Here is a 22,284-nt window from a genome sequence, read left to right as displayed (position 1 = left end):
CAACAGGAGTCTAGCAATCAAAGCCGCAATTCACCTCTCGATATTCTCGAAAGCGCCGATGCCTTGGGCGATCAGATTGGTCGCCATGACCAGCGAGACGATCGCGCCCGAGTTGAAGACCACGACCCACCATTTTCCGCCGGTGAGGAAGCCGTAGCCTTCGGCGATCGCCAGGCCCCAGTCGGCCGAAGGCGGCTGGATGCCGAGGCCGAGGAAGCTCAGCGTGGCGATCGAGAAGAAGGCGTAGCCCAGCCGGGTGACGAGATCGATGAGGATCGTCTCCCTGATGTTGGGCAGGATCTCCAGCACCATGATGGCGAAAGCATTCTCGCCGCCTAGGCGGGCCGCGCTGACATATTCGCGCTCCTTCTGCTCGCGCACCGCGGCGCGCACGGTTCTGGCCACCAGAGGCGCATAGGCGATGGCGATCACCAGGATAACCGTGAGGTTCGATGGCCCCAGCGCCACCAGCGTCATGGTGACGAGCACGATGAAGGGAAAGGCCATCAGCGTGTCGAGYAGCCGCGCGCCGATCGCGTCGACCAGGCCATCGAAATAGCCGAGCACCAGGCCGATGATGGTGCCGGCGGCAACACCGCCAAGCGTGGCCAGCGGCGCCACCAGCAGGATATCGCGCGATCCGACGATGATGCGGGACAGCACGTCGCGGCCAAGATGGTCGGTGCCGAACCAGTGCGCGGCGTCCGGCGGCGTCAGCGTGGCGAGGAAATCCTCGGCATAAGGATCATAGGGAACCAGCCGGTCGCCGAACAGGGCGCAAGCGATCCAGAAAGCGAGGATGAGCGATCCCATGATGACGGACGCGGGAAGGCCGCGAACGGCGCGGCTCAGCCTGCCGGCGACCCGCAAGACAACGGGCGCGTGCGACGGTGCCGGGAATTCCAAAAGGTCCATCATGGCGACGCCCGCCGCCRCTGCCGCGGGTCGAGYAGCGCCTGGACGAGATCGCCTATCGCGGCGGACAGGACGAAGATCGTCGCCATCACCAGCACGCCCGCTTCCAGCATCGGGAAATCGCGCGACTTGGCGGCATTGAGCACGAGGTTGCCGAGGCCCTGGATGCCGAACAACGCCTCGATCACCACCAGCCCGCCGAGCATGTAGCCGCTCTGCGTGGCAAGCACCGCGATGGTCGGCGTCAGCGCATTGGGCAGCACGTGGCGGAGAATGACCTGCCGACGATCCAGCCCTTTCAACGTGGCGGTGCGCGTATAGTCGGCGGCAAGCGCCTCGATGACGCCGGCCCGCGTCATGCGCGCCAGATAGCCGGCGAGGTTGAGCACCAGCGGCAGCGCCGGCAGGATGAGATAGTAGCCGCTCGTCCAGAGGCCCGCGCCATCGGGCGCGGCACCCGTGATCGGCAGCCAGTTCAGCCACAGGCCGAAGACCAGGAGCAGGAGCAGGCCGGACACGAAATCCGGAACGATGCCGAAGGAGACGCCGGCGAGCACGATCAGCCGGTCGATCAGTCGTCCCCGGTTGAGGCCGGCGACAATGCCCGCGCCGACGCCGAGCGGCACGAGAAACAAAAGGATGATGCCGGCAAGTGCGGCCGAGCGGCCGAGGCTTGCCAGCACGAAGGGGCCGACCGGCGCGCGCATCGACAGCGACGTGCCGAAATCGCCGGTGAGCGCCGCGCTGAACCAGCGCCAGTATTGGACGAGCACCGGCTGATCGGCGCCGAGCTGTCTGTTCAGCGCGGCGACAGCTTGCGCGTCGGCGAAGGGACCGAGCATGACGCGCGCGACATCGCCGGGCAGGACCTGCCCGGCGAGGAAAACCAGCGCGCTGACCAGCCACAGCGTCAGCAGGAGCGAGGCCGCGCGCGCCGACAAGGTGCGGCCGGTCAGCATCCGGCATCCCGCCTGGTTTGGCGTTTCCGCGTCATGCCTGGACGAAGGAAACGCGGTCGAGCAGGAGATGCGAGATCGCGGTGAAGCGCACGCCCTCCACTTTCGCGCTGGAGATGCGGCTGTATTGCGAGAAGTAGCTGATGATCTCCGGCGTCTCGTCGAGCAACAGGGCCTGGATCTTGCCGGCCGCGATGCGCTGCGCCTGAAGGTCACGCGCCTTGCCGTATTCGACCAGCAAGGCGTCATAATCCGCATTCTTGAAATGCGCGGCGTTCCACGCGCCGTCGCTCTTCAGCGTCGCGTTGAGGAAGATGTCGGGCGTGCCGCGATGGCCGAAATCGGTGATGCCGAGATTGGAGTCGAGCCAGGGCGAGCTGCCGAAGGTCGCCGATCCGTAATAGGCGTCCTGCGGCAGCACATTGAGCTTGACGTCGATGCCGGCCTTCTTGGCGAAGTTCTGGATGATGACGGCGTAGTCGGGGATGTCGTAGGCGCGCTCGGTGGTCAGCGTCACCTCGAAGCCGTTGGGCACGCCGGCTTCGGCGAGCAGCCGCTTGGCCTCGGCGATGTCCTGCTTGCGCTGCGGCACGGACGGATCGGCCGAGGGGAAGATCGGAGCGAACGGCGTGTCGTTACCGGCGATGGCGCGACCCTTGAGCAGCCCCTTCACGATGGCCTCGCGGTCGAGGGTGAGCGCCAACGCGCGGCGGACGCGCTTGTCGGTGAACGGCGCCTGGTCGGTCCTGAGATGCACGGCGTCATGCGAGCTCGCCTGCACGCTCAAAAGCTTGAAGTTGGGATTGCCCTCGATCGCCAATTCCAGGCGCGTGGTGCTCGGGATGACGTCGAGCTGGCCTGCCTGCAGCGCGACGACCTGTGCCTGTTCGTCGTCGAAGAATTTGATCTCGACGCGATCGGGCAGCGCCTTGTCGCCCCAATAGTCGGGATTGCGCACGAAGCTGGCGCCCTGCTTGGGACGGAAGGATTCGAGCTTGAACGGCCCGGTGCCGTTGAAATTCTTCTCGAAGTCGCCGGCATAGTCGGCCGGCAGGATCACGGCGTTGTAGACGTCGGACGAGACATAGAAGGGGAAATTCGAGTTCGACTGGTCGAGATCGAAGGCGACCGTCTCGTCGTCGACAATCTTGGCGCCGCCCTTGGACAGGATGCCCTTATAGGCAGAGAGCGCCGACGAGCCGCTGTTTGGATCGACCAGACGCTCGAAGCTCGCCACCACATCCTTGGCGGTGACGGTGCGGCCGTCATGGAATTTCACGCCGGGCCGCAGCTTGAAGGTCCAGCGCTTGGCCGTCTCGTCGGCTTCCCAGGACAAAGCGAGCTTCGGCTGCAGCCCGTCCTTGGGATCGTCGAGGATCAGGTATTCGCCGACCTGACTGAGCACCCCGATGCTGGCCGGATCGGTGACCGTGACCGGATCGATCGCCTTGGTCGGCTGGCCGAGCCCGACGCGGACGGTGCCGCCGGCGACAGCCGCGCGGGCCCGGGAGAAACCGAGGCCTTGCGAAGCGGCGAAGCCGGTCAGGCCGATGAGGGCTGCATATTTCAGCAGGTCGCGGCGCTTGAGATAGCCTTTGGCATATTCGTCGACGGCGACGTTCCAGATGTCGCCGGACAGGTTGCGAAGGGCGTCGATTTCGTTGCGTTTGGTCATTTTTGCCTCTGTGAAAATCGCGGTTTGAAATGAAGTGGAGGCGACGGAGCCGGGTCAGACCGGCTGGCCGTCGAGATGGATGCGGTCGACTGCTTGCGGATAGAAGGCGATCAGCCCCTTGATCTTCGGCATTTCGGCGATCGGATCGCGGTAGCTCCAGGCGATGTCCTCGCGCAAAGAGCCGTCCTTGAGCACGCCGGACCAGTAGGAGGCGATGCCCTTGTAGGGACATCGGGTCCTGGTCAACGAGGCCCTCAGCCGGTCGAGGCGGACATCCTCGAGCGGCAGATAAAACCGCGTCGGCAGGTGCGTTTCGAAGAGCAGCACGGGACGCCGGCTGTCGGCGATCGGCTCGCCGTCGAACCAGATCTCGACATGGCTGGAGCTTTGCAGCACGTCGATGCGCGCATAGGGATCGCGGGCATGGACGAAGACCTCTTCGTCCTCCTCGAACCACTGGTCCACGAGGTTCCAGGTGAAGGCGACGCGGCCGGCGAGCGGCGCGAGGTTCTCATCCGGCGGCGCCGTGAACGACCAGGCGGCATCGGCGGCGCGCCTGTCGCCCGTTTCGATATCCCAGTATTTCGTCTCGCCGCCGATCGGATGCTGCTGGCCTTGCTTCGACGGCTTCAGCACCGACTGGTCGATCGCCGCCAGCGGGAAGAAATAAATCGGCAGGAAATGGTTGGAGCGCAGAACCATGACGTTGCGGCTGTCGGCGATAATGCGGCCGGCGAACTTGACGCGGATGCGCTTGGGGCTGTGCAGGACGTTGATCAGTTGCGGCGCGGTGGCTTCGCGCGGCTGCAGTCTCGGTGCGGCGGTCATGACAGCTCTCCCTCAGGACACGGCGCGCTGGTTGGCGCGCTGCTCGGCGAAGCGGTTGGCGGGGCGGGCGAGGCCGAAGCGGTCGCGCAGCGTTCCGGGCGCGTATTCGGTCGGGAAGACGCCGCGGCGCTGTAGTTCGGGCACGACCTGCTCGGCGAAATTGATCCAGTCCTCCGGCAGCAGCGGGAACATCAGGTTGAAGCCGTCGGCGGCGCCCGCCTCGAACCAGTCCTGGAGCTGGTCGGCGATCTGTTTCGGCGTGCCGGCGACGGTCGGCACCGAGCCGCTGTTGGCGAGTTTGCGGGCGATCTCGCGCAGGGTCAGGTTCTGCGTCGCCCACTGCCTGACGCGATTGAGCGAGGTGCGCCCGCCATTGAAGGTGCTTTCGTCCGGAAGCTGCGGCAGCGGGCCGTCCGGCGGATAGGCCGAAAGATCGATGCCGCTCCAGCTCGACAGGAGATCGATGCCGACGCGATCGGGGAGCAGCGTCTGCAGGTACTCCTGCCTGTCGCGCGCCTCGGCCTCGGACGCCGCGACGATCGRCAGGATGCCCGGCAGGATCTTGAAGCTTTCCGGCCGCCGACCGTGACGGGCGAGCCGCTCGTTGATGTTCTCGCGGTACCGGATTCCGTCTTCCCTGGTGCTGTAGATGGCGAAATGGGCATCGGCGTGGGCAGCCGCAAAATTCTTGCCGTCCTCGGACGAGCCGGCCTGGACGATCAGCGGATGGCCCTGTGGCGGGCGCGAGACGTTGAGCGGCCCGCGCACCTTGAAATGCGCGCCGCGATGGTCGAGCACATGGACCTTGTCCGGATCGGCGAAATAGCCGGTTTCCTTGTCGAACAGCAGAGCTTCATCCTCCCAGCTGTCCCACAGCCCCTTGACGATATCGAGGAATTCGGCCGCGCGCTGGTAGCGGAAGGCATGCTCGATATTGCCGTCGCGGCCGAAATTGCGCGCCTCCTCGTCCATGGCCGAGGTGACGACGTTCCACGACGCCCTGCCCCCGCTGATATGGTCGAGCGAGGCGAACAGGCGGGCCACATTGTAGGGCTCGCTGTAGGAGCTCGACGCGGTTGTGATGAGACCGATATGCTTGGTCACGCCGGCCAGCGCGGAAAGCAGCGTCAGCGGCTCGAGGCGGGCATTGGCGTAATGCGCGACGCCGCTCTTCACAGAATCCCAGATCGATACGTGGTCGGCGACGAAGATCGTGTCGATCCCGGCGCGCTCGGCGGCCTGGACGAGCTCTCGATAGTAGTCGAAGCCAAGCACTTCCCGGCCGGGCGCGCGCGGGTGCCGCCACGACATGCGGTGATCGCCCTGGGGGTTGAAGAAGAACGCGCTCAGGATCAGTTGATTTCGCGCCATGCCGGCCTCCTTGCAGCTTCGCGAGAGAGCCGGCGTTGCATCGGCAGCGCCGTTGAAATCTCTCGATCAGGTGAAAGGCTAGATTGCGCTTGTCGTTAATTCGAGTAATTTTATAGAGATAATGTACTAAATGAGCGGAAGCGATTGCCCTTGATTAGGGTACCGGCAGAAAGCGATTTCGAGGTCTTGATGTCCCCTTCAGTGCTGAACGTGGAGAAACTTTCCATCGCCTATGGCGGGAAAAGAGGATGGCAATCCGCCGTCAATGGTGTCTCGCTCTCCATAGGCCAGGGCGAAGCGTTGGGGTTGGTCGGCGAGTCAGGTTCGGGCAAGAGCTCCGTGGCTTTGGCCATATTGCGCTATCTGCCGGGCAATGCCCGGCTGGCGGCCTCGGCGCTGGAGTTCCAGGGTCGGGAAATACGCGGCCTCTCCGGCGAGGAGCTGCGCGGCCTGAGAGGCGATCGTATCGCGGCGGTCTACCAGCATCCAGGGGCCGCGCTCAGCCCGGCCATGACGATCGGCCGACAGATCGGCGAGACGATCATGCGCCATCGTCCGGTCCGCCATGAGGAGGCGCGTTGGCGCTCGGCTGAGTTGCTCCGGCGTGTGCGGGTCGCCAATCCCGAGCGGGTGCTCGACCTCTACCCGCATGAGCTTTCCGGCGGCATGCAGCAGCGCGCCAACATCGCGATTGCCATCGCGCTCGACCCGGCGCTGCTGGTATTGGACGAACCGACGACAGCGCTCGACGCCAGCGTGCAGTCGGAAGTGATCGCGATCCTCGACGATCTGCGCCGCGACCACAAGACCAGCATCCTTTTGATCAGCCATGACATCAACCTGATCCGCCGCTCCTGCGACCGCGTTGCGGTGATGCAGTCGGGCGCCGTGGTCGAGAGCGGCGGCGCCGAGAAGGTTTTCGAGAATCCCGCCCATGCCTATACCAAGGCGCTGATCGCCTCGATCCCGGCGCTCAATTTCACCAAGCGCGACGGCCGGCTGGCAGAGATCGGCGCGGCAAGCCACATCCAGCCGGCCGCTCGCCAAACCGGCCCGGATCCGGAACGCCGGACCGCTATTGCCTGCAAGAGCGTCAGTCATTCATTCGGTTCGCAGCCGGTGCTGCACAATGTCGAGTTCCGCATCGGACAAGGCGAGACCTTCGGCCTGATCGGTGAATCCGGCTCGGGCAAGTCGACGCTGGCAAGGATCGTCACCGGCCTGCAGACACCCAGCCAAGGATCGGTCGAGCTGTTCGGCAAGACCGTCGCGCCGCGCGCCGAGAGACGGGCGCGGCGCGAACGGCGCGACTTGCAGATGGTTTTCCAGTCGCCCGACCGCACGCTCAATCCGCGCCATCGGATCGGGCGGATCATCAGCCGGTCACTGCGGCGGCTTGCTGGCCTTGGCCGCAGAGATGCGAAGAACCGCGTCGCCGAGCTGCTACGTTCCGTCAGGCTGACCGACACGACCGTGGAACAGAAGCCGCGCTCGCTCTCCGGCGGCCAGCGGCAGAGGGCGGCGATCGCGCGCGCCTTCGCCGGCGCGCCGAAAGTGGTGGTGCTGGACGAACCGACCTCGGCGCTCGACGTGTCGGTGCAGGCGACGGTGCTCAACCTGCTCAACGACCTCCAGCGCGACCAGGACACGACCTATCTGTTCATCAGCCACGACCTCAGGGTCGTGCGCTACATGGCCGACCGGATAGGCGTGCTTTATCGCGGCCGGCTGATCGAGACCGGCTCATCGGAACAGGTTTTTCGCGGACCCAACCACCCTTATACGAAGCTGCTTTTGGCGGCGTCTTCGGACGAGGCGCCGGCAGTTTCGGTCCAAGCGGCCGCAGAGACAGCGCATGGCGGGTGCGCGTTCGCCGATCGTTGTCCTCTTGCCTTGGCCGGTTGCCGGGAAGCGGAGCCGGCTGCCGCCGATGTGGGCGACGGCCATCTGATCGCCTGCTGGCGAACGGATGCACTGCTGGCCAGCTAGCCGATCCGATTTCCACTTTTCGGATCGAAGAGATGCAGCGCCGCCGGATCGGCGGCGAGACGGATCGTGTCGCCCGGCCTCACGTCGCTGCGGCCCATGACGAAGACGCAGATCTGCTGATTGGCCAGCCTGACATAGAACTGCGTCGACAGGCCGAGCGGCTCGACGACCTCGACCTCGGCCTTCAGCGCGCCGTCGTCCACCAGCCGGATATGCTCGGGCCGCAATCCTACGGTGAGCGCATCGCCGTCCTTCAGCGGCAGGCCGTCCGGCAATCTGAGCTTCTGGCCGTCCGCCAGCACGGCATCGACCTTGCCGCCCTTGGCGACCTTAGCCGGCAAGAAATTCATGCCGGGCGAGCCGATGAAGCCGGCGACGAAGGTGTTGGCTGGCCGGTCGTAAAGTTCGAGCGGACGGCCAACCTGCTGGACATAGCCGTCATGCATGACGACGATGCGGTCTGCCATGGTCATGGCCTCGACCTGGTCGTGCGTGACATAGACGGACGTGGTCCTGAGCTGCTGGTGCAGCGCCTTGATCTCGGCGCGCATATGGACGCGCAATTTGGCGTCCAGGTTGGAGAGCGGCTCGTCGAACAGGAAGACTTTCGGGTCGCGCACGATGGCGCGGCCCATGGCGACGCGCTGGCGCTGGCCGCCGGAAAGCTGCCTCGGCAAGCGGCCGAGATAGGAGTCGAGGCCGAGGCGCTTGGCGGCGGCGCCGACGCGGTCGTCGATCGTCGTCTTCTCCGCCTTCTTCAGCATCAGGCTGAAGCCCATGTTGGAGGAGACATCCATATGCGGGTAGAGCGCGTAGGACTGGAACACCATGGCGATGTCGCGGTCCTTCGGCGCGACGTCGTTGACCAGGCGCTCGCCGATATGGATCTCACCGCCGGTGACCTCTTCGAGGCCGGCGATCATGCGCAAGAGCGTGGACTTGCCGCAGCCGGACGGGCCGACCAGCACGACGAACTCGCCATCGGCGATCTCGAGATCGACGCCGTGCAGGATGCGCAGCGCGCCATAATCCTTCTCGACGTTTTGCAGCGTGACGGAAGCCATCTTTTATCCTTTGACCGCGCCGGCGGTGAGGCCGGTGACGAGATAGCGTTGCAGGAAGGCGAAGAAGACGCAGACCGGGATCAGCGCCAGGATGGAAGCCGCCATCATCTGCCCCCAGTCGACGGCGAACTTGCCGATGAAGGTGAGCAGGCCGACGGCGAAGGTCTTCTGCTCGTCGCTGGAGATCAGCATCAGCGCGAACAGCAATTCGCTCCAGGCGGCGGTGAAGACGAAGCCGAGCGTCGCGCCCATGCCCGGAAGGGTGAGCGGTACGATCACGCGGCGCATCGCCTCAGCGCGCGTGCATCCGTCGATCATCGCCGCTTCCTCCAGGTCCTTCGGGATGCCGTCGAAGAAGGACTGCATCAGGAAGGTGGCGAAGGCGGTGTTGAAGGCGGTGTAGATGATGATCAGGCCGATCAGGCTGTTGGTCAGGCCGAGATCGCCCATGATGCGGTAGATCGGCGGGATGACCATGACCAGCGGAAAGGTCTGGGTCAGCAGCAACAGGATCGCCAGCGTCGCCTTGCCGCGGAAGGTGAAGCGCGACATGGCATAGCCGGCGAGCGTGGCGATGACGGTGACGAACGCTGCCGTCGACACCGAGACGATGACGCTGTTGAGGAAGTAGCGCGGGAAGTCGGAGGCTTCGAGCACAGTGGCGAAGTTCTTGAGCGTGGTTTCAGACGGCCAGAAGGTGATGCCTTCGGAATAGAGCAGGCGTTCGGGCGTCACCGATATCTTCAGCGTCCAGAAGATCGGGAACAGCGCGAAGATCACGTAAGCTGCGATTGCCGCGTAGAGTCCGATGCCGCCGAAAATGCGCGAGGAGGTGGAGCGACCGGCGATCATCAGACGTGCCTCACCAGCGTGCGGCGGATGGCGATCAGGCCGATGGCATAGGCAATGAGCAACACCAGAAGCAGCACCGCAACGGCCGAAGCGTAGCCTTTGTCGAGCGACTTGAAGGCGCTGACATAGATGTAGACCGGCACCGTGCTGGTCGAGCCGGCAGGCCCGCCCTCCGTCATGACGAAGATCAGGTCGGCGAAAGTGGCGATCCAGATGGTGCGCAGCATGACGGTGATGACGATGGTCGGCGCCAGGAAAGGTAGCGTCACCTTGGTGAAGCGCTGCCAGGGCGAGGCGCCGTCGATGGCCGCCRCCTCATGCAGTTCGGACGGGATCGACTTCAGCGCGGCGAGCAGCGTGATGGCGAAGAACGGGATGCCGAACCAGATGTTGGCGACGATCGGTCCCCACATGGCGGTGGCGGGATCGGAGAGCACATTGGTCGGCTCGGCTTTCAAGCCCAGCGCGAAGAGCCAGTGCGGCAACGGCCCGATGATCGGGTTGAACAGCCAGGCCCAGGTAAGGCCCGAGAGAAAGGACGGCACTGCCCAAGGCAGGAACACCACCGCCTGCACGACCTTGCGGCCGTAGAAGGGCTTGTCGAGGAGCAGCGCCAGACCGAGGCCGAGGAAGAACTGGAAGAACAGGCTGGCGACCGTCCACCACAGCGTGTTGATCAGCGCCTGGCCGAGCACCTGGTCGGAGAGCATCGCCTGGTACTGGGCGAGGCCGACATATTGCGACTTGAAGGCCGAGAATTTGCGGAAGGAGTAGCTGATGCCGATGATGAGCGGCACCAGAAGCACCAGGACCAGCAGGACGATAGCCGGCGAAAGATAGAGCCAAGGCTCGATCGCGGCCTTGCTCAGCCGCCGCTTGCGCGGCCGGGYGGCGGATCGGATTTCGGACACTGCGTAGGTCATACGGTGCTCGCGTTGGGGAATGGGGACCGACATTGGCGACAGCGCCCTTCTCCCCGTTTACGGGGAGAAGATGCCGGCAGGCAGATGAGGGGCGGCGCGAACTTACGAAGGTCTGGCGCTGCCCCTCATCCGGTCCTTCGGACCACCTTCTCCCCGTAAACGGGGAGAAGGAAGAGGCCTGCGCTTACTTCTTGTTCTTGGCCAGCCAGTCCTGCTGTTCCTTGGTCAGGAACTTGGCCCATTCGTCGGCCACGTCCTTGGCCGGCTTCTGGCCGAGCAGCACTTCCTGGAAGTTCTTGATGGCCACCTGGTCGACGAAGTTGCCGAGGTTCTCCAGATGGGTCGGCGGCGTCACCATTTCATATTTCGAGCTGTCGCTGAGCTCGGTGAACCAGCCCTTGAACTGCTCGGTCTTGAAATGCGCGTCCTGGTCGGCGCCGTTGTGGATCGGGATGACGCCGACTTCCTTGGCCCATTCCAGATTGTCCTTGGGCGACAGAAGGGTGGCCATCAGCTTCCAGGCTTCGTCCTTGTGCTGGGAATTGGCGAACATCGCCCAGCCGGCATAGCCCAGCGTCGGATAGGACTTGCCGCTCGGGCCCACCGGAAGCGGCGCGACCGCGAAGTCGTCGGCGCTCATCTTGTCGGCGATGCCGAGCAGCGCGTCCGGATCCTGGTTGAGCATGGCGCAGGTGCCGGAATAGAAGCCGGTGACCGTTTCGTTGAAGCCCCAGCTCACGGCGTCCTTCGGCGCCAGGCCGTCCTTGTACATGTCGGCCAGCATCTGCAGGCCCTTGATCGAGCCCGCGTCATTTATGGTCGAGACACCGTCGTCGGTGAAATAGCCGCCCTTGCCGTCGGCGATGTTCATGAACATGTGCATGCCGTTGAAGGCGCCGGGGCCGCCGCGCAGGCAGTAGCCGTATTTGCCGGGGATGGCCGAGATCTTCTTGGAGAAGGAGACGAACTCGTCGAGGTTTTCCGGCGGCCGGTCGAGGCCGGCTTCCTTGAACAGCTTCTTGTTCCAGAACAGCGCGTTCACATAATAGCCGTAGGGGATCATGAACTGCGTGTTGTTGACGGTCGAGCCGAACTGCTTGGCGCGGTCGCCGAGCGTCTTTGCGTCAGGCCACTTGGCCATGAACGGACCAAGATCCTCGAGCTGGCCGTTGTTGGCGTAGAGGCCCATCCAGCGCTCCGGCATCTCGACCACATCGGGCGTGTCGCCGGCCTGCACCATGGTCAGGAACTTTTCGAAGGCCTGGCCCCAGGGCAGCGAGACCACCTCCACCTTGATGCCCGGATTGGCGCTCTCGAATTCGGCGATCTGCTTCTTCAGGAATTCGGTGCGCGGCGGGCTGGTGATGACCTCGACCAGCTTGATGGTGGTGTCGGCCAGCGCGCCGCTGGCGGAAATCGCCAGGCCGGCGACGGCGGCAAGCATGAAGGTCAGTCTTTTCATGTTCAGGACTCCCATTTTGAACACTCGTTATTTTTTTGACTTGTCGAAGGCTTTACTTTTGTCGAAGGCTTGGGCGATATCGGCCCAGAGGTCTTCGACATTTTCCAATCCGACATTGAAGCGGATGGTTCGGGGGCTGACGCCGAAGCGCGCCATCGAATTGATGCCCGGCGTCTGCTCGAGCGAGGCCTTTGCCGGCACGACCAGGCTTTCATGGCCACCCCAGCTGACGCCGATGCGAAAATATTTCAGCGCATCGACGAAGGCCGGGATATCGACATCCTCGGTGACCTCGAAGGAGAACAGCCCGGCATAGCCGGCTAATGTCCTCTTGCCGGGATGGTTGGAATAGGCTGGGTGGTTGACGCGCTCGACCTTGCCATGCGCCTTCAACCGCTCGGCGAGGACAAGCCCGCTCTTCATGTGGTGCGGCAGCCGCAGCGGCAGCGTGCGCAGGCCGCGCAGCAGGAGCCAGCCTTCGAAGGGCGACAGCTTGCCGCCAAGCTGGGAATAGGTCTGCTCGTTGATGTGCTTGATGTGGGCGGCCGAACCCGCAACCACGCCGGCGACGGTGTCGCTGTGGCCGCTCAGATATTTCGAGGCCGAATGCAGCACCAGGTCGACGCCATGCGAGATCGGCTTCTGGAAGACGGGGGTGGCCCAGGAATTGTCGATCGTGGTGACGATGCCCTGCTCCTTTGCCAGCCGCGTCAGATGCTCCAGGTCCTGCAGCTCGAACATCATCGAGGTCGGGCTTTCGAGATAGAGCAGCTTGGCGCCGGGAAGAGCGGCGGCAACCGCGTCGGGATCGGCGCCGTCGACATAGTCGACCTTGATGTGCAACCGCGGGAACAGGCGCTCGAACAGGCGGTAGGCGTCGCCATAGCAGTTGCGCACGGCGACCATGCGCTCGCCGGCGCCGACAAAGGCAAGTACGGTGCTGCTGATCGCGGCCATGCCGCTGGAAAAGCCGCGCGCGGCTTCCGCGCCCTCAAGCGCAGCGACCCGCGCCTCGAACTCCATCACCGTCGGATTGTCGCCACGCGAGTAGATCGGCTGCTTTCTCCGGCCGGCAAAGGTATCGGCCATGTCGGCGTAACTGGCGAAGGTGAACAGCGAGGTCTGGTAGATCGGCGGCACCACCGCGCCGCCGGGGAACGGATCGTCATGCGCCAGAAGCGTCGCCGCCTCGCCGAGATAGTCGCTGGCCAGGGAGGCCGGATCGAAAGTGTTGGGCTGCTCGTTCATCTGCGGTCCGAAAGTTTGAGGTTGGCGGCGCCGCGCTTCAGATCGTCCTCGACGGTGGCGATGAGCTTCAGCGCCTCGGCGCGGGCGCCGTCCGGATCATGCGCGGCGATGCGGTCGAAGATGGTGCGGTGATAGGGGAAGCTGGCATGGCCGAAATCGCGCACGCCGAGCGGATGCTCCCAGAAGCGGTGGAACAGCTCGTGCATGGCGCTGATGATCTGCTCGAAGAGCGGATTGCCCGAGGCGCGGTAGACGGCCTGGTGGAATTCCCAGTCCTCCTCCGAGGACATGCCGGCGCGGGTGCGGAAGGCATCTTCCATGATGTCGAGCTTGCGCTCGATCTCGGCGATCTCGGCCTTGCCGGCGCGGATGGCGCAAAGGGCCGCCGCCTCGGCCTCCAGCGCGCGGCGGATCTCCAGCGTGCGCATCAGGCCGGCGAAATCGTTGCCGCCCGCCAATGTCAGCGGCATGTGCAGCATGTCGGGCGAGACAGCGGCCTTGAGATAGGTGCCCGAGCCCTGCCGCCGCTCGACAAGGCCGAGGCCTTCCCAGCGCGTCAGCGCCTCGCGCACCGTGTTGCGGCYGACCTTGAGGCGTTCGGCCAGGATGCGCTCGGTCGGCAGCTTCTCGCCCGGGCCCAGAGCTTCCTGCCGCACGAAGCCCGCCAAGGCCTTCAGCACCGCGTCGTCGCGGGCCGTGGTCTGGATGGGGGGCAGGAAATCGGTCACGCAGGTTGAGCCCGAAGTGGTTCAATGGTCCAACCAATTTCTGCACAGGCGGAAAGATGAGTCAACAGTCGAAATGGTAACGACCGAACGGCGGAGGGACCCGCCATCCGGCCTGTCGTTCAGGCGCCGATGCGTGCCGGCTTGGCCGACGCCCGCTCTTCGCGCCAGCGCGCGAACATTTCCTCGCGAACCCGCCGCGAACCCGAAAGCCGATCCTTTGCCTCCGCCAGGACGGCCGGCGAAGCCCCGGCGGGCGTGCCGGAGCGGAAGGGCGGCGCCGGGGCATATTCGAGCGAGAGCTGCACGATTTCGGCTTCCGCTTGACCGAGCAGCCTTGCGACCAGCGCCAGGCCGAAATCGATCCCCGAGGTGACGCCGCCGGCGGTGATCAGCTTGCCGTCCTCGACGATGCGCGCATCGACCGGGATCGCACCGAATTCTTCCAGGAAATCATGCGCATACCAGTGCGTGGTCGCCCGCTTGCCCTTGAGCAATCCGGCCGCGCCAAGCACCAGGGCGCCGCTGCACACCGAGGTGATGTAGCGCGCCTCAACCGCGCGCTCCCAGACGAAATCGAGAACCGCCTTGTCCTCCAGCAGCGCGTTGACGCCGCCACCGCCTGGAATGCACAGCACGTCGAGCGGCGGGCAATCGTCGAAGGTCGCCGTCGGCGTAAGCGACAGCCGCGTCGAGGACGTCACCGGATTGCGATTCTTCCAGATCAGTTCCACCTCGGCGCTTTTGACCGTCGCCATGACCTCATAAGGCCCGGTGAGGTCGAGCTGCTGGACGTTGGGGAAGACGAGAATGCCGAAACGAAGGGACATGGGGAATCTCCGCGAGTTGACTTCTGGCAATGTAAGGCATCATGCTTTGGCGCGATTGCCATTGATCCCTCGTTTCAGGCCAAAGCCATGYGCCGCATCGAAATCCTCGCCTATCCCGACATCCAGCTCCTCGATGTCAGCGGACCGCTGCAGGTTTTCGCCAGCGCCAACGACTTCAAGATGCAGGCCGGCGGAGCGCCCGCCTATGAGGTCGCCGTCGTCGCCGCTTCGCCGCGGATCAGGACATCGTCCGGCCTGGTGCTGGAGGCAGCGGCGCTGCCGGCACACGGGACCGAGATCGACACGGTGATCGTGCCCGGCGGCTGGGGCGTCAACGCGGCATGCGAGGAGGCTGAACTGGTGGATTGGATCATCGGCCGTTCGCGCGATGCGACGCGGACCGCCTCCGTCTGCAGCGGCGCCATGCTGCTGGCCGAGGCCGGTCTGCTCGACGGCCGCCGCGCGGTGACCCATTGGGGACGCTGCGCGGAGTTCGCCAAGCGCTTTCCCGCGGTTCGGCTCGACCCCGACCCGATCTTCCTTCGCGACGGCAATGTCTGGACCTCCGCCGGCGTGACGGCGGGCATCGACCTGGCGCTGTCCTTCGTCGAGGCCGACCTCGGCCGGCGCACGGCGCTGGCGGTGGCGCGCGAGCTGGTCGTCTTCCTGAAACGTCCCGGCGGCCAGGCGCAGTTCAGCGAGACCCTCAAGCTGCAGCAAGGCGACGGGCGCTTCGACCGGCTGCATGGCTGGATCCTGGACAATCTGAGCGGAGACCTGTCGCTGGAGCAACTGGCCGACCGCGCGAATATGAGCCGGCGCAGTTTCTCGCGGCATTATCAGGAGGCGACGGGGCGCACACCCGCCCGCGCCGTCGAGGAGATCCGGATCGAGGCGGCGCGGCGGATGCTGGAGCGGGGGCAGACCGTCAGCCAGACAGCGCGGCGCTGCGGCTTCGGCTCGGAAGAAACGATGCGGCGCGGCTTTCTACGTGTGCTGGGCACCAACCCGCGCGACTATCGCGAGCGCTTCTGATCGATTGCCGCGTGCGCCGAAGCGATCCGCAACGGATCGATCCCGATATCGGCCATCGTCAGCCCTTGATGCCGGTCGCGGCGATGCCGCGCACGAAGTGCCGCTGCAAGGCGAGGAAGAAGATCGCCGTCGGCAGCGTCGCCACGACGGCCGAAGCCATCAGCACGCTCTGCTTCATCGACATGCCGGCGCCGCCGACCAGCGTGGCCAGCCCGACCGGTAGCGTGCGGGTCTCGTCGGAATTGGTGGCGATCAGCGGCCAGAAGAAATTGTTCCAGCTGGCGACGAAGGTGAAGATCGCGACGGTGGCAAGTCCCGGCTTGGTCAGCGGCAACAGGATGCGCCAGAAAAAGCCGAAACGGCCGCAGCCATCCATGATGGCGGCATCCTCCAGCTCCCGCGGCACGGCCTGGAAGAACTGGGTCAGCAGGAAGACGCCGAAGGCATTGGCGGAAGCCGGCACGGTGAGGCTGAAGACGCTGTCGACAAGGCCGTAGCTGTTGAGGCCCAGGAACAGCGGCACGAAGAGGAGTTCATAGGGCAAAAGGAAGGTCGCGAAGATCACGCCCATGATGACGCGGCGGCCGGGGAATTGCATGCGGGCCAGCGGATAGGCGGCCAAGGCATCGACGGCCAGGGTCAGCACGGTGGTCAGGATGCCGACGACGGCCGAGTTGCGGAACCAGGTCAGCATGGGGAAGCGCTGGAACAGCGCGCCATAGGCTTCCAGCGTCGGCGCGTCTGGAATCCATGCCGGCGGATAGGCATAGATCTCGCTCTCGGGCTTGATCGAAGTGACCAGCATCCACAGGATCGGCGCGCCCCAGAGCGCCGTCACGACGATCATCAGCACATAGGCGAGCGTGCGCCCGCCAAGCGATTTTCCGGCACGGTTGGAGCGCTGGTCCTGCATCAGATCGCCTTCATCAGCTTCATCTGGGCCAGCGAGAAGACGAGCGTGATCAGGAGCAGCACCACGCCCGCGGCGGCGGCCGGGCCCATTTCGAAATTCTGAAACGCGGTGAGGTAGATATATTGCACGATGACGAAGGTGCTCGCCTCCGGCCCGCCCTGCGTCATCACATAGGCCTGGCCGAAGACGCGCCAGCCATTGATGATGGTGAGCGCGGTGACCAGCGCCATGGCCGGCCGCAGCAAGGGCAAGGTGATGTAGACGAAGCGCTGCCACGGGCCGGCGCCGTCGAGCGTGGCGGCATCATGCAATTCCTCGGAAATGTCCTGCAGCGCCGCCAGGAAGATGATCATGTTGGTGTTGACGGTCCACCAGATGGTGGTGATGGCCAGCGCCGGCATCGACCAGTGCGGGTCCTTGAGCCAGGCGATCGGCTCGATGCCGATGGTGGTGAGATAGTAATTGACGAGGCCGGTGCCCTTGTCGAACAGCCAGCCCCAGAGGATGCCGACCGTCGAGACCATGACGACATAGGGCAGGAACACCACCGTCCTCACGAAGGCGGTGCCCTTGAGCTTCTGGTCGAGCAGCATGGCCAGAGCCAGGCCGAGCACGACCATCGGGATCGCCGTCAGGAAGACGAAATAGAAGGTGTTGCTGATCGCGGTCAGGAACAGCGGATCGGCGAAGATCTGCCGGTAATTGTCCAGCCCGATGAATTCCGGCGTGCCGAGGATGTCCCAGCGCATGAAGCTGATGCCGATGGCGGCGAGCGTCGGCAACAGCATGAAGGCGATGAACAACGCCAGATAGGGCGACAGGAACAGATAGGCGGCAAGCGTCATGCCGCTGCGCACCGCCCCTCCTTCCTGCGCCGCTGCGCGGCGGGCCCTGGAGCGGCCCGCCGGTTGTGACGCCAGCGATGCCATCAGCCCTTCTTCAGCTGCGCGTCGAGACCTTCCTTCATCGCCTTCAAGGCGTCGGGCACCGACTTCGAGCCGCTGAGAGCTGCCTGCAGATTGGTGACCAGCGGCGTCGGCTTGTCGAAGGAGAAGACCGACAGGTATTGCGGGATCAGCGGCTCGTAGACGATGTTGGGCAGGTCGTCGACGAAGGACTTGAAGTATTTGTACTGCTCGGTGCCGGTGAAGGCCGCGCTTTCACGCACCGCCTTGCTCTGCGGGATGATGCCGACAGTGGTGGCCGGGGCGGCAAAGTTGTCGAAGAACCACTTCATGAAGGTGCCGTCGGCGGCGAGCTTGTCGTCGCTTTTCTGCTTCGACACGGCCATGCAGTGCGAGTTCGCCCATACCGCAGGCTTGGCGCCGAAAACAGGCAGCTGCGCGGTCATGAAATTCATCTTCTGCGCCATGCGCAGATTGACCTCCCAGGGGCCGATGAACTTCATGGCGACCTGCTTCGAGGCGAAGGCGTCCTCGCCCTTGTTGCCGCCGACCTCGGGGTTGGTCACGCCATGCACGTTGATCAGGTCGACGAGATATTGCAACGCCTTCTGCGAGGCCTCGCTATCGACCGCGGCCAGACCCTTGTCGTCAAGGAAGGTGCCGCCATTCTGGTACATCAGGCTGAACCAGATCCAGCGCGCCGTCGCCCAGGTGTTTGGCAATTCGAAGCCATAGCGGGTGATCTTGCCGCTGCCGTCCTTGACGGTCAGTTTCTTTGCCCATTCGAGGAATTCCTCGCCGGTCTTCGGCGGCTTGGCCGGATCGAGCCCCGCCTCCTGCACCATATCGACATTGTAGTAGAAGCCGAGCGGATGCACATCGAGCGGCGCGGCATAGACCTTGCCGTCGAAGGTCACGCCTGTGCGGCCGGCGTCCGGAACCTGCGACAGGTCGAGGCCGGATGAGGCGACGACGTCGTCGATCGGGCGGATGACCTTGCGCGTGGCGAATTCCGGCAGCTCGGTGATGTGGAAGAGCACCAGGTCCGGCGCGCGGCCGCCCGCCGAGGAGACCACCCATTTGGAGAAAAGCGTATCCCAATCGTAGCCGGTCGGCTCGACGGTGACGCCCTTGCCGCCCTTGTTGAAGGTGTCGATGACGCCGTTGAGCGCGGTGGTGTTGTCGGCGCCGGTCCAGCCATGCCAGAGCGTGACCTTTTCGTCCGCTGCGAAGGCGTCGCGCGGCAGCGCACCGGCTAGTGCTGCGCTTGCGCCGAGCGCGAGCGCCTGGCGACGCGTCAGCAGGAACTTCTCGATAACATCAGTCGCCATGGTTTCCTCCCATTATGGCTTGTGTGTCAGGGGTGGTGAAGCACGCTCAGGCCGCCATCCGCGACGAGGCAGGCGGCGTTGATGAAGGGGCATTCGTCGGAGACGAGAAAGACCGCCGCCATGGCGATCTCTTCCGGCGTGGCGATCCGCCCGCCCGGAYGCAACGCCAGCGTCTTGGAGCGCGCGGCCTCGGGATCTTCAAAACTGTTCCAGTAATCGATGACCTTCTSGGTAGCGACATAGCCCGGCGCCAGCGCGTTCACGCGCACATTGTTGCCGGCATATTCGATCGCCAGCGATTTGGTCAGGCCGAGCAGAGCATGCTTGGCGACGGGATAGGGGAAAGTGTGCGGGATAATGGTGAAGGCGTGCGTGGAAGCGATGTTGAGGATCACGCCGCCGCCCTGTCCGATCATTCCCGGCAGCGCCGCCTTGGCGCAGTGCCAGGCGCCTTTCACATTGACGTCGAGATTGCGCGTCCAGTCGTCCTCGGTGGCCTCGAGCGGCGTCGAGAAGACATTGACGCCGGCATTGTTGATGACGGCGTTGATCGGGCCGATGGCCTTTGCCGCTGCCTGCATCGCGGCCTCGATTGCCTTGGCGTCGGCGATATCGGCCGCGGCATGCGCGACCTTGCCCAAACGTCCGGCGCTTTCGGCGAGCAGCTCCGCGTCGCGGTCGACCAGGAACAGCTCGGCCTTCTCGCGCAGGCAGGCCTCGGCGATGGCGTAGCCGATGCCTTGCGCCGCGCCGGTGAGGAAGATGCGTTTTCCCTCGAGCCGTGCCATCAGCGCCGCCCCAATGCCGAGGAGCGCAGATTGTCGAGCAGGACCGCCAGAAGCAGGATCACGCCGCGCACGATGTATTGGTAGAAGGCCGGGATGTTGAGCAGGTTCATGGCGTTCTCGGCGATGCCCATGATCAGCACGCCGACGATGACGCCCGACATCGTGGCCCTGCCGCCGGCCAGCGAGACGCCGCCGAGGACGCAGGCCGAGATCACCGACAGCTCCAAGCCCACCGCGGCGTTGGGTTGGCCGGAGGTGATGCGCGAGGCAAGCAGGATGCCGGCGATGCCGCAGACCACGCCCTGCAGCGTGAAGATCCAGATGCGCGTCCGGTCGACATTGACGCCGGCGAGGCGCGAGGCTTCCGGATTGCCGCCGATGGCCAGCGTGTTCTTGCCGAAGACGGTGCTGTTGAGCACGAAGCCGAAAACGGCGAAGAGCACCGCCAGCACCCAGATCGGCGTCGGGATGCCGAGCAGCTTCGACAGAGCCAGCTGGTAGAAATCCGGGCTGTTGATGCCGACGGCGCGGCCGTCGGACGAGATCAGCGCGAAGCCGCGCACGATCTGCATGGTGGCCAAGGTGGTGATCAGGGCGTTGATGCGGAACTTGGCGATGACGACGCCGTTGACCCAGCCGACGACGGCGCCGCAGGCGATGGCAGCGATGAGGCCAAGCAGGATCGAGCCGGTGTAGTTGGATGCCATCACCGCGACCATGCCGGCAAAGGCGACGATGGAGCCGACCGACAGGTCGAAATCGCGCGCCGCGAGGCAGAACATCATCGTGCAGGCGACGATGCCGACGGTGACCACGGACTGCAGCAGGCCAAGCATGTTGCGGTCGGTGAGAAAGTTCGGCACCAGCAGCGACACCAGCGCGAAGGCGACGATGAAGATGACGACGAGGCCTTGTTCGCCGAGCAGGACCTTCTTCAATCGATCGGTCATTACAAATCCTCAGGATGCGATCGCGTCGGGGGTTTTCTTGTCGGGCAAAGCGGCGGCCAGGATCGCTTTTTCGGCGAACTGGCCGCGCGTAAGCTCGGCGCTGATGCGCCCGCCGCACATCACCAGGATGCGGTCGCAGATACCCATCACTTCCGGCAGCTCGGAGGAGACGACGATGATCGCCATGCCGTCCTCGGCGAGCTGGTAGAGCAGCTCGTAGATCTCCGACTTGGCGCCGACATCGATGCCGCGCGTCGGCTCATCGACGATGAGCACGCGTATGTCCTGCTCCGACAGCCCGCGGCCGAGGATGACCTTCTGCTGGTTGCCGCCGGACAGGTTGACGATGTCCTGCTTGCGCGAGGGCGTGCGCACCTTGAGCTTCTTGATGAAGGTTTCGGCCGTCGCGATCTCGCTGGCGCGRCTCAACACGCCGAAGCGCGTGTGATGGCGCCTGGAGGAGATGTTGATGTTCTCCTCGATCGAACGGCCCTGGATGATGCCGTCATGCTTGCGGTCTTCCGAGCAGAGCACGATGCCGGCCCGGATCGCGTCATGCGGGCTGGCGGCGGCAACCGTCTTGCCGTCGACCGCGATCGTGCCGCCCGAGCGCGAGTCGGCGCCGAAGACCAACCGCATCAGCTCGGAACGGCCGGCGCCGATGAGGCCGAAGAAGCCGACGATCTCGCCGGCGCGGGCTTCGAAGCTCGCCGGCGTCCGTAACCTGGCGCCGCTCAAGCCATCGACCTTGAGGCGAACCTCTCCCGCCTTGCGCGGACGAAAGCCCCAGATGTCGGAAATCTCGCGGCCGACCATCTCGGCCACGACCTGATCGCGCGTCACGCCTTTGAGCGATTGATGATGCGCGGCGAGCTTGCCGTCGCGCAGCACCGTCAGGCTGTCGCAGAGCCGGAAGACCTCGTCGAGGCGGTGCGAGACATAGATGATGACCTTGCCCTCGCCGCGCAGCCGGTCGATCAGCTTAAACAGAATCCCGCTTTCGCGCGAGGATAGCGACGAGGTCGGCTCGTCGAGCGCGATGACGCGGGCGTCGAGCATCACCGCCTTGGCGATCTCCACCATCTGGCGTTCGCCGATCGACAGCGTCTTGACCTTGCGGCGCATGTCGATGTCGATGCCGGCCGATTTCAGCTTGGCGCCGACATCGTCGAGCATGCGGCGGCGGGCGATGACGCCTCCGCTCGCCGGAAACCGGCCGAGGCTGAGATTCTCGGCGACGGTCAGCTCGGGGACCAGCTGCAATTCCTGATGGACGACGATGACGCCATTGTCGAAGGCGTCTCTGGTCGAGGCATAGGCCTGGACCTTGCCGTCGATGCTTATTGCGCCGGCATCGGCATGCTGGTCGCCGGACAGGATCTTGATGAGCGTCGATTTGCCGGCGCCGTTCTCGCCCATCAGCCCGTGCACGGCGCCCTTTTCGACGTCGAACGACACATCCGACAAGGCTTTGACGCCCGGATAGGTCTTGGTGATGTTGGAGAATTCGAGAAAGGACACGGG

Annotated in this window: 20 protein-coding genes; 2 read left to right on the top strand and 18 right to left on the bottom strand. The window is 64.7% G+C overall.

Going from position 1 to position 22,284, the window contains the following annotated elements; genetic code table 11:
• Positions 1-30: 30 nt before the first annotated feature.
• Genes LCM4577_RS03375 through LCM4577_RS03355 form a run of 5 tightly spaced genes read right to left on the bottom strand, consistent with a single transcriptional unit; the run spans position 31 to position 5,745 of the window.
• The gene (locus tag LCM4577_RS03375) at positions 31-918 is read right to left on the bottom strand and encodes an ABC transporter permease (protein ID WP_083354611.1); all 888 of its coding nucleotides are present in this window, start codon (positions 916-918) and stop codon (positions 31-33) included.
• Complete coding sequence (locus LCM4577_RS03370) at positions 915-1,874, bottom strand: ABC transporter permease (protein WP_071069603.1); 960 nt, start codon at positions 1,872-1,874, stop codon at positions 915-917. The genes LCM4577_RS03375 and LCM4577_RS03370 overlap by 4 nt, the downstream gene beginning before the upstream one ends.
• Positions 1,875-1,905: 31 nt before the next feature.
• A complete protein-coding gene (locus LCM4577_RS03365; protein WP_071069601.1) occupies positions 1,906-3,546 on the bottom strand; it encodes an ABC transporter substrate-binding protein in 1,641 nt (546 codons plus the stop codon).
• 54 nt (positions 3,547-3,600) lie between these two features.
• The gene (locus LCM4577_RS03360; protein ID WP_040988763.1) at positions 3,601-4,374 is read right to left on the bottom strand and encodes a DUF427 domain-containing protein; all 774 of its coding nucleotides are present in this window, start codon (positions 4,372-4,374) and stop codon (positions 3,601-3,603) included.
• A gap of 12 nt (positions 4,375-4,386) precedes the next feature.
• Entirely contained in the window at positions 4,387-5,745 is a 1,359-nt protein-coding gene (locus LCM4577_RS03355; protein ID WP_071069599.1) for an LLM class flavin-dependent oxidoreductase, read from the bottom strand.
• Between the two features lie 189 nt (positions 5,746-5,934).
• On the opposite strand from LCM4577_RS03355, the gene LCM4577_RS03350 reads away from it, so the two are divergent.
• Positions 5,935-7,734 (top strand): ABC transporter ATP-binding protein, encoded by a 1,800-nt coding sequence (locus LCM4577_RS03350; RefSeq protein WP_071069597.1) that lies wholly within the window; start codon positions 5,935-5,937, stop codon positions 7,732-7,734.
• Here LCM4577_RS03350 and LCM4577_RS03345 read toward each other — a convergent pair.
• The 7 genes from LCM4577_RS03345 to LCM4577_RS03315 all read right to left on the bottom strand — a co-directional run bounded on the left by LCM4577_RS03345 (position 7,731) and on the right by LCM4577_RS03315 (position 14,838).
• Positions 7,731-8,798: an ABC transporter ATP-binding protein gene (locus tag LCM4577_RS03345; protein ID WP_071069595.1), complete on the bottom strand. Its 1,068-nt coding sequence runs from the start codon at positions 8,796-8,798 to the stop codon at positions 7,731-7,733. The two genes, LCM4577_RS03350 and LCM4577_RS03345, sit on opposite strands and share 4 nt — an antisense overlap.
• Before the next feature lie 3 nt (positions 8,799-8,801).
• The gene (locus LCM4577_RS03340) at positions 8,802-9,650 is read right to left on the bottom strand and encodes a carbohydrate ABC transporter permease (protein WP_071036457.1); all 849 of its coding nucleotides are present in this window, start codon (positions 9,648-9,650) and stop codon (positions 8,802-8,804) included.
• Positions 9,650-10,573: a carbohydrate ABC transporter permease gene (locus tag LCM4577_RS03335; protein WP_071069593.1), complete on the bottom strand. Its 924-nt coding sequence runs from the start codon at positions 10,571-10,573 to the stop codon at positions 9,650-9,652. The genes LCM4577_RS03340 and LCM4577_RS03335 overlap by 1 nt, the downstream gene beginning before the upstream one ends.
• 184 nt (positions 10,574-10,757) lie before the next feature.
• Positions 10,758-12,035 carry a sugar ABC transporter substrate-binding protein gene (locus LCM4577_RS03330; RefSeq protein WP_040988956.1) on the bottom strand — a complete coding sequence of 426 codons (1,278 nt, stop codon included), beginning with the start codon at positions 12,033-12,035 and terminating at the stop codon, positions 10,758-10,760.
• A gap of 27 nt (positions 12,036-12,062) precedes the next feature.
• A complete protein-coding gene (locus LCM4577_RS03325) occupies positions 12,063-13,283 on the bottom strand; it encodes a PLP-dependent transferase (RefSeq protein ID WP_041001160.1) in 1,221 nt (406 codons plus the stop codon).
• Positions 13,280-14,011, bottom strand: a complete 732-nt coding sequence (locus tag LCM4577_RS03320; RefSeq protein ID WP_071069591.1) for a FadR/GntR family transcriptional regulator — start codon at positions 14,009-14,011, stop codon at positions 13,280-13,282. Before LCM4577_RS03320 ends, LCM4577_RS03325 begins: the two co-directional genes overlap by 4 nt.
• A 119-nt stretch (positions 14,012-14,130) precedes the next feature.
• Positions 14,131-14,838, bottom strand: a complete 708-nt coding sequence (locus tag LCM4577_RS03315; RefSeq protein ID WP_041001156.1) for a DJ-1/PfpI family protein — start codon at positions 14,836-14,838, stop codon at positions 14,131-14,133.
• 87 nt (positions 14,839-14,925) lie between these two features.
• Here LCM4577_RS03315 and LCM4577_RS03310 point away from each other — a divergent pair, with 87 nt between their 5' ends.
• Positions 14,926-15,873, top strand: coding sequence for a GlxA family transcriptional regulator (locus tag LCM4577_RS03310; RefSeq protein ID WP_071069589.1), 948 nt, complete (start codon positions 14,926-14,928; stop codon positions 15,871-15,873).
• A gap of 58 nt (positions 15,874-15,931) precedes the next feature.
• Here the strand turns inward: LCM4577_RS03310 and LCM4577_RS03305 are convergent, their stop codons facing one another.
• Genes LCM4577_RS03305 through araG form a run of 6 tightly spaced genes read right to left on the bottom strand, consistent with a single transcriptional unit; the run spans position 15,932 to position 22,281 of the window.
• Positions 15,932-16,786, bottom strand: a complete 855-nt coding sequence (locus LCM4577_RS03305; RefSeq protein ID WP_052458151.1) for a carbohydrate ABC transporter permease — start codon at positions 16,784-16,786, stop codon at positions 15,932-15,934.
• Positions 16,786-17,715 (bottom strand): carbohydrate ABC transporter permease, encoded by a 930-nt coding sequence (locus LCM4577_RS03300; protein ID WP_041001153.1) that lies wholly within the window; start codon positions 17,713-17,715, stop codon positions 16,786-16,788. Before LCM4577_RS03300 ends, LCM4577_RS03305 begins: the two co-directional genes overlap by 1 nt.
• Entirely contained in the window at positions 17,715-19,022 is a 1,308-nt protein-coding gene (locus LCM4577_RS03295; RefSeq protein ID WP_041001151.1) for an ABC transporter substrate-binding protein, read from the bottom strand. Before LCM4577_RS03295 ends, LCM4577_RS03300 begins: the two co-directional genes overlap by 1 nt.
• A gap of 26 nt (positions 19,023-19,048) precedes the next feature.
• Positions 19,049-19,813 (bottom strand): SDR family oxidoreductase, encoded by a 765-nt coding sequence (locus tag LCM4577_RS03290; protein WP_116389978.1) that lies wholly within the window; start codon positions 19,811-19,813, stop codon positions 19,049-19,051.
• Positions 19,810-20,760, bottom strand: coding sequence for an L-arabinose ABC transporter permease AraH (araH, locus tag LCM4577_RS03285; RefSeq protein ID WP_071069585.1), 951 nt, complete (start codon positions 20,758-20,760; stop codon positions 19,810-19,812). Before araH ends, LCM4577_RS03290 begins: the two co-directional genes overlap by 4 nt.
• Positions 20,761-20,769: 9 nt before the next feature.
• The gene (araG, locus tag LCM4577_RS03280) at positions 20,770-22,281 is read right to left on the bottom strand and encodes an L-arabinose ABC transporter ATP-binding protein AraG (protein ID WP_071036795.1); all 1,512 of its coding nucleotides are present in this window, start codon (positions 22,279-22,281) and stop codon (positions 20,770-20,772) included.
• Positions 22,282-22,284 lie beyond the last annotated feature (3 nt).

Origin of the sequence: Mesorhizobium sp. LCM 4577, from assembly GCF_001854795.2 — a bacterium.
In the GTDB taxonomy this organism is placed as follows: domain Bacteria; phylum Pseudomonadota; class Alphaproteobacteria; order Rhizobiales; family Rhizobiaceae; genus Mesorhizobium; species Mesorhizobium plurifarium.
Note: the sequence above shows the minus strand (reverse complement) of the source record. Positions and strands in the feature narration are given on the sequence as shown.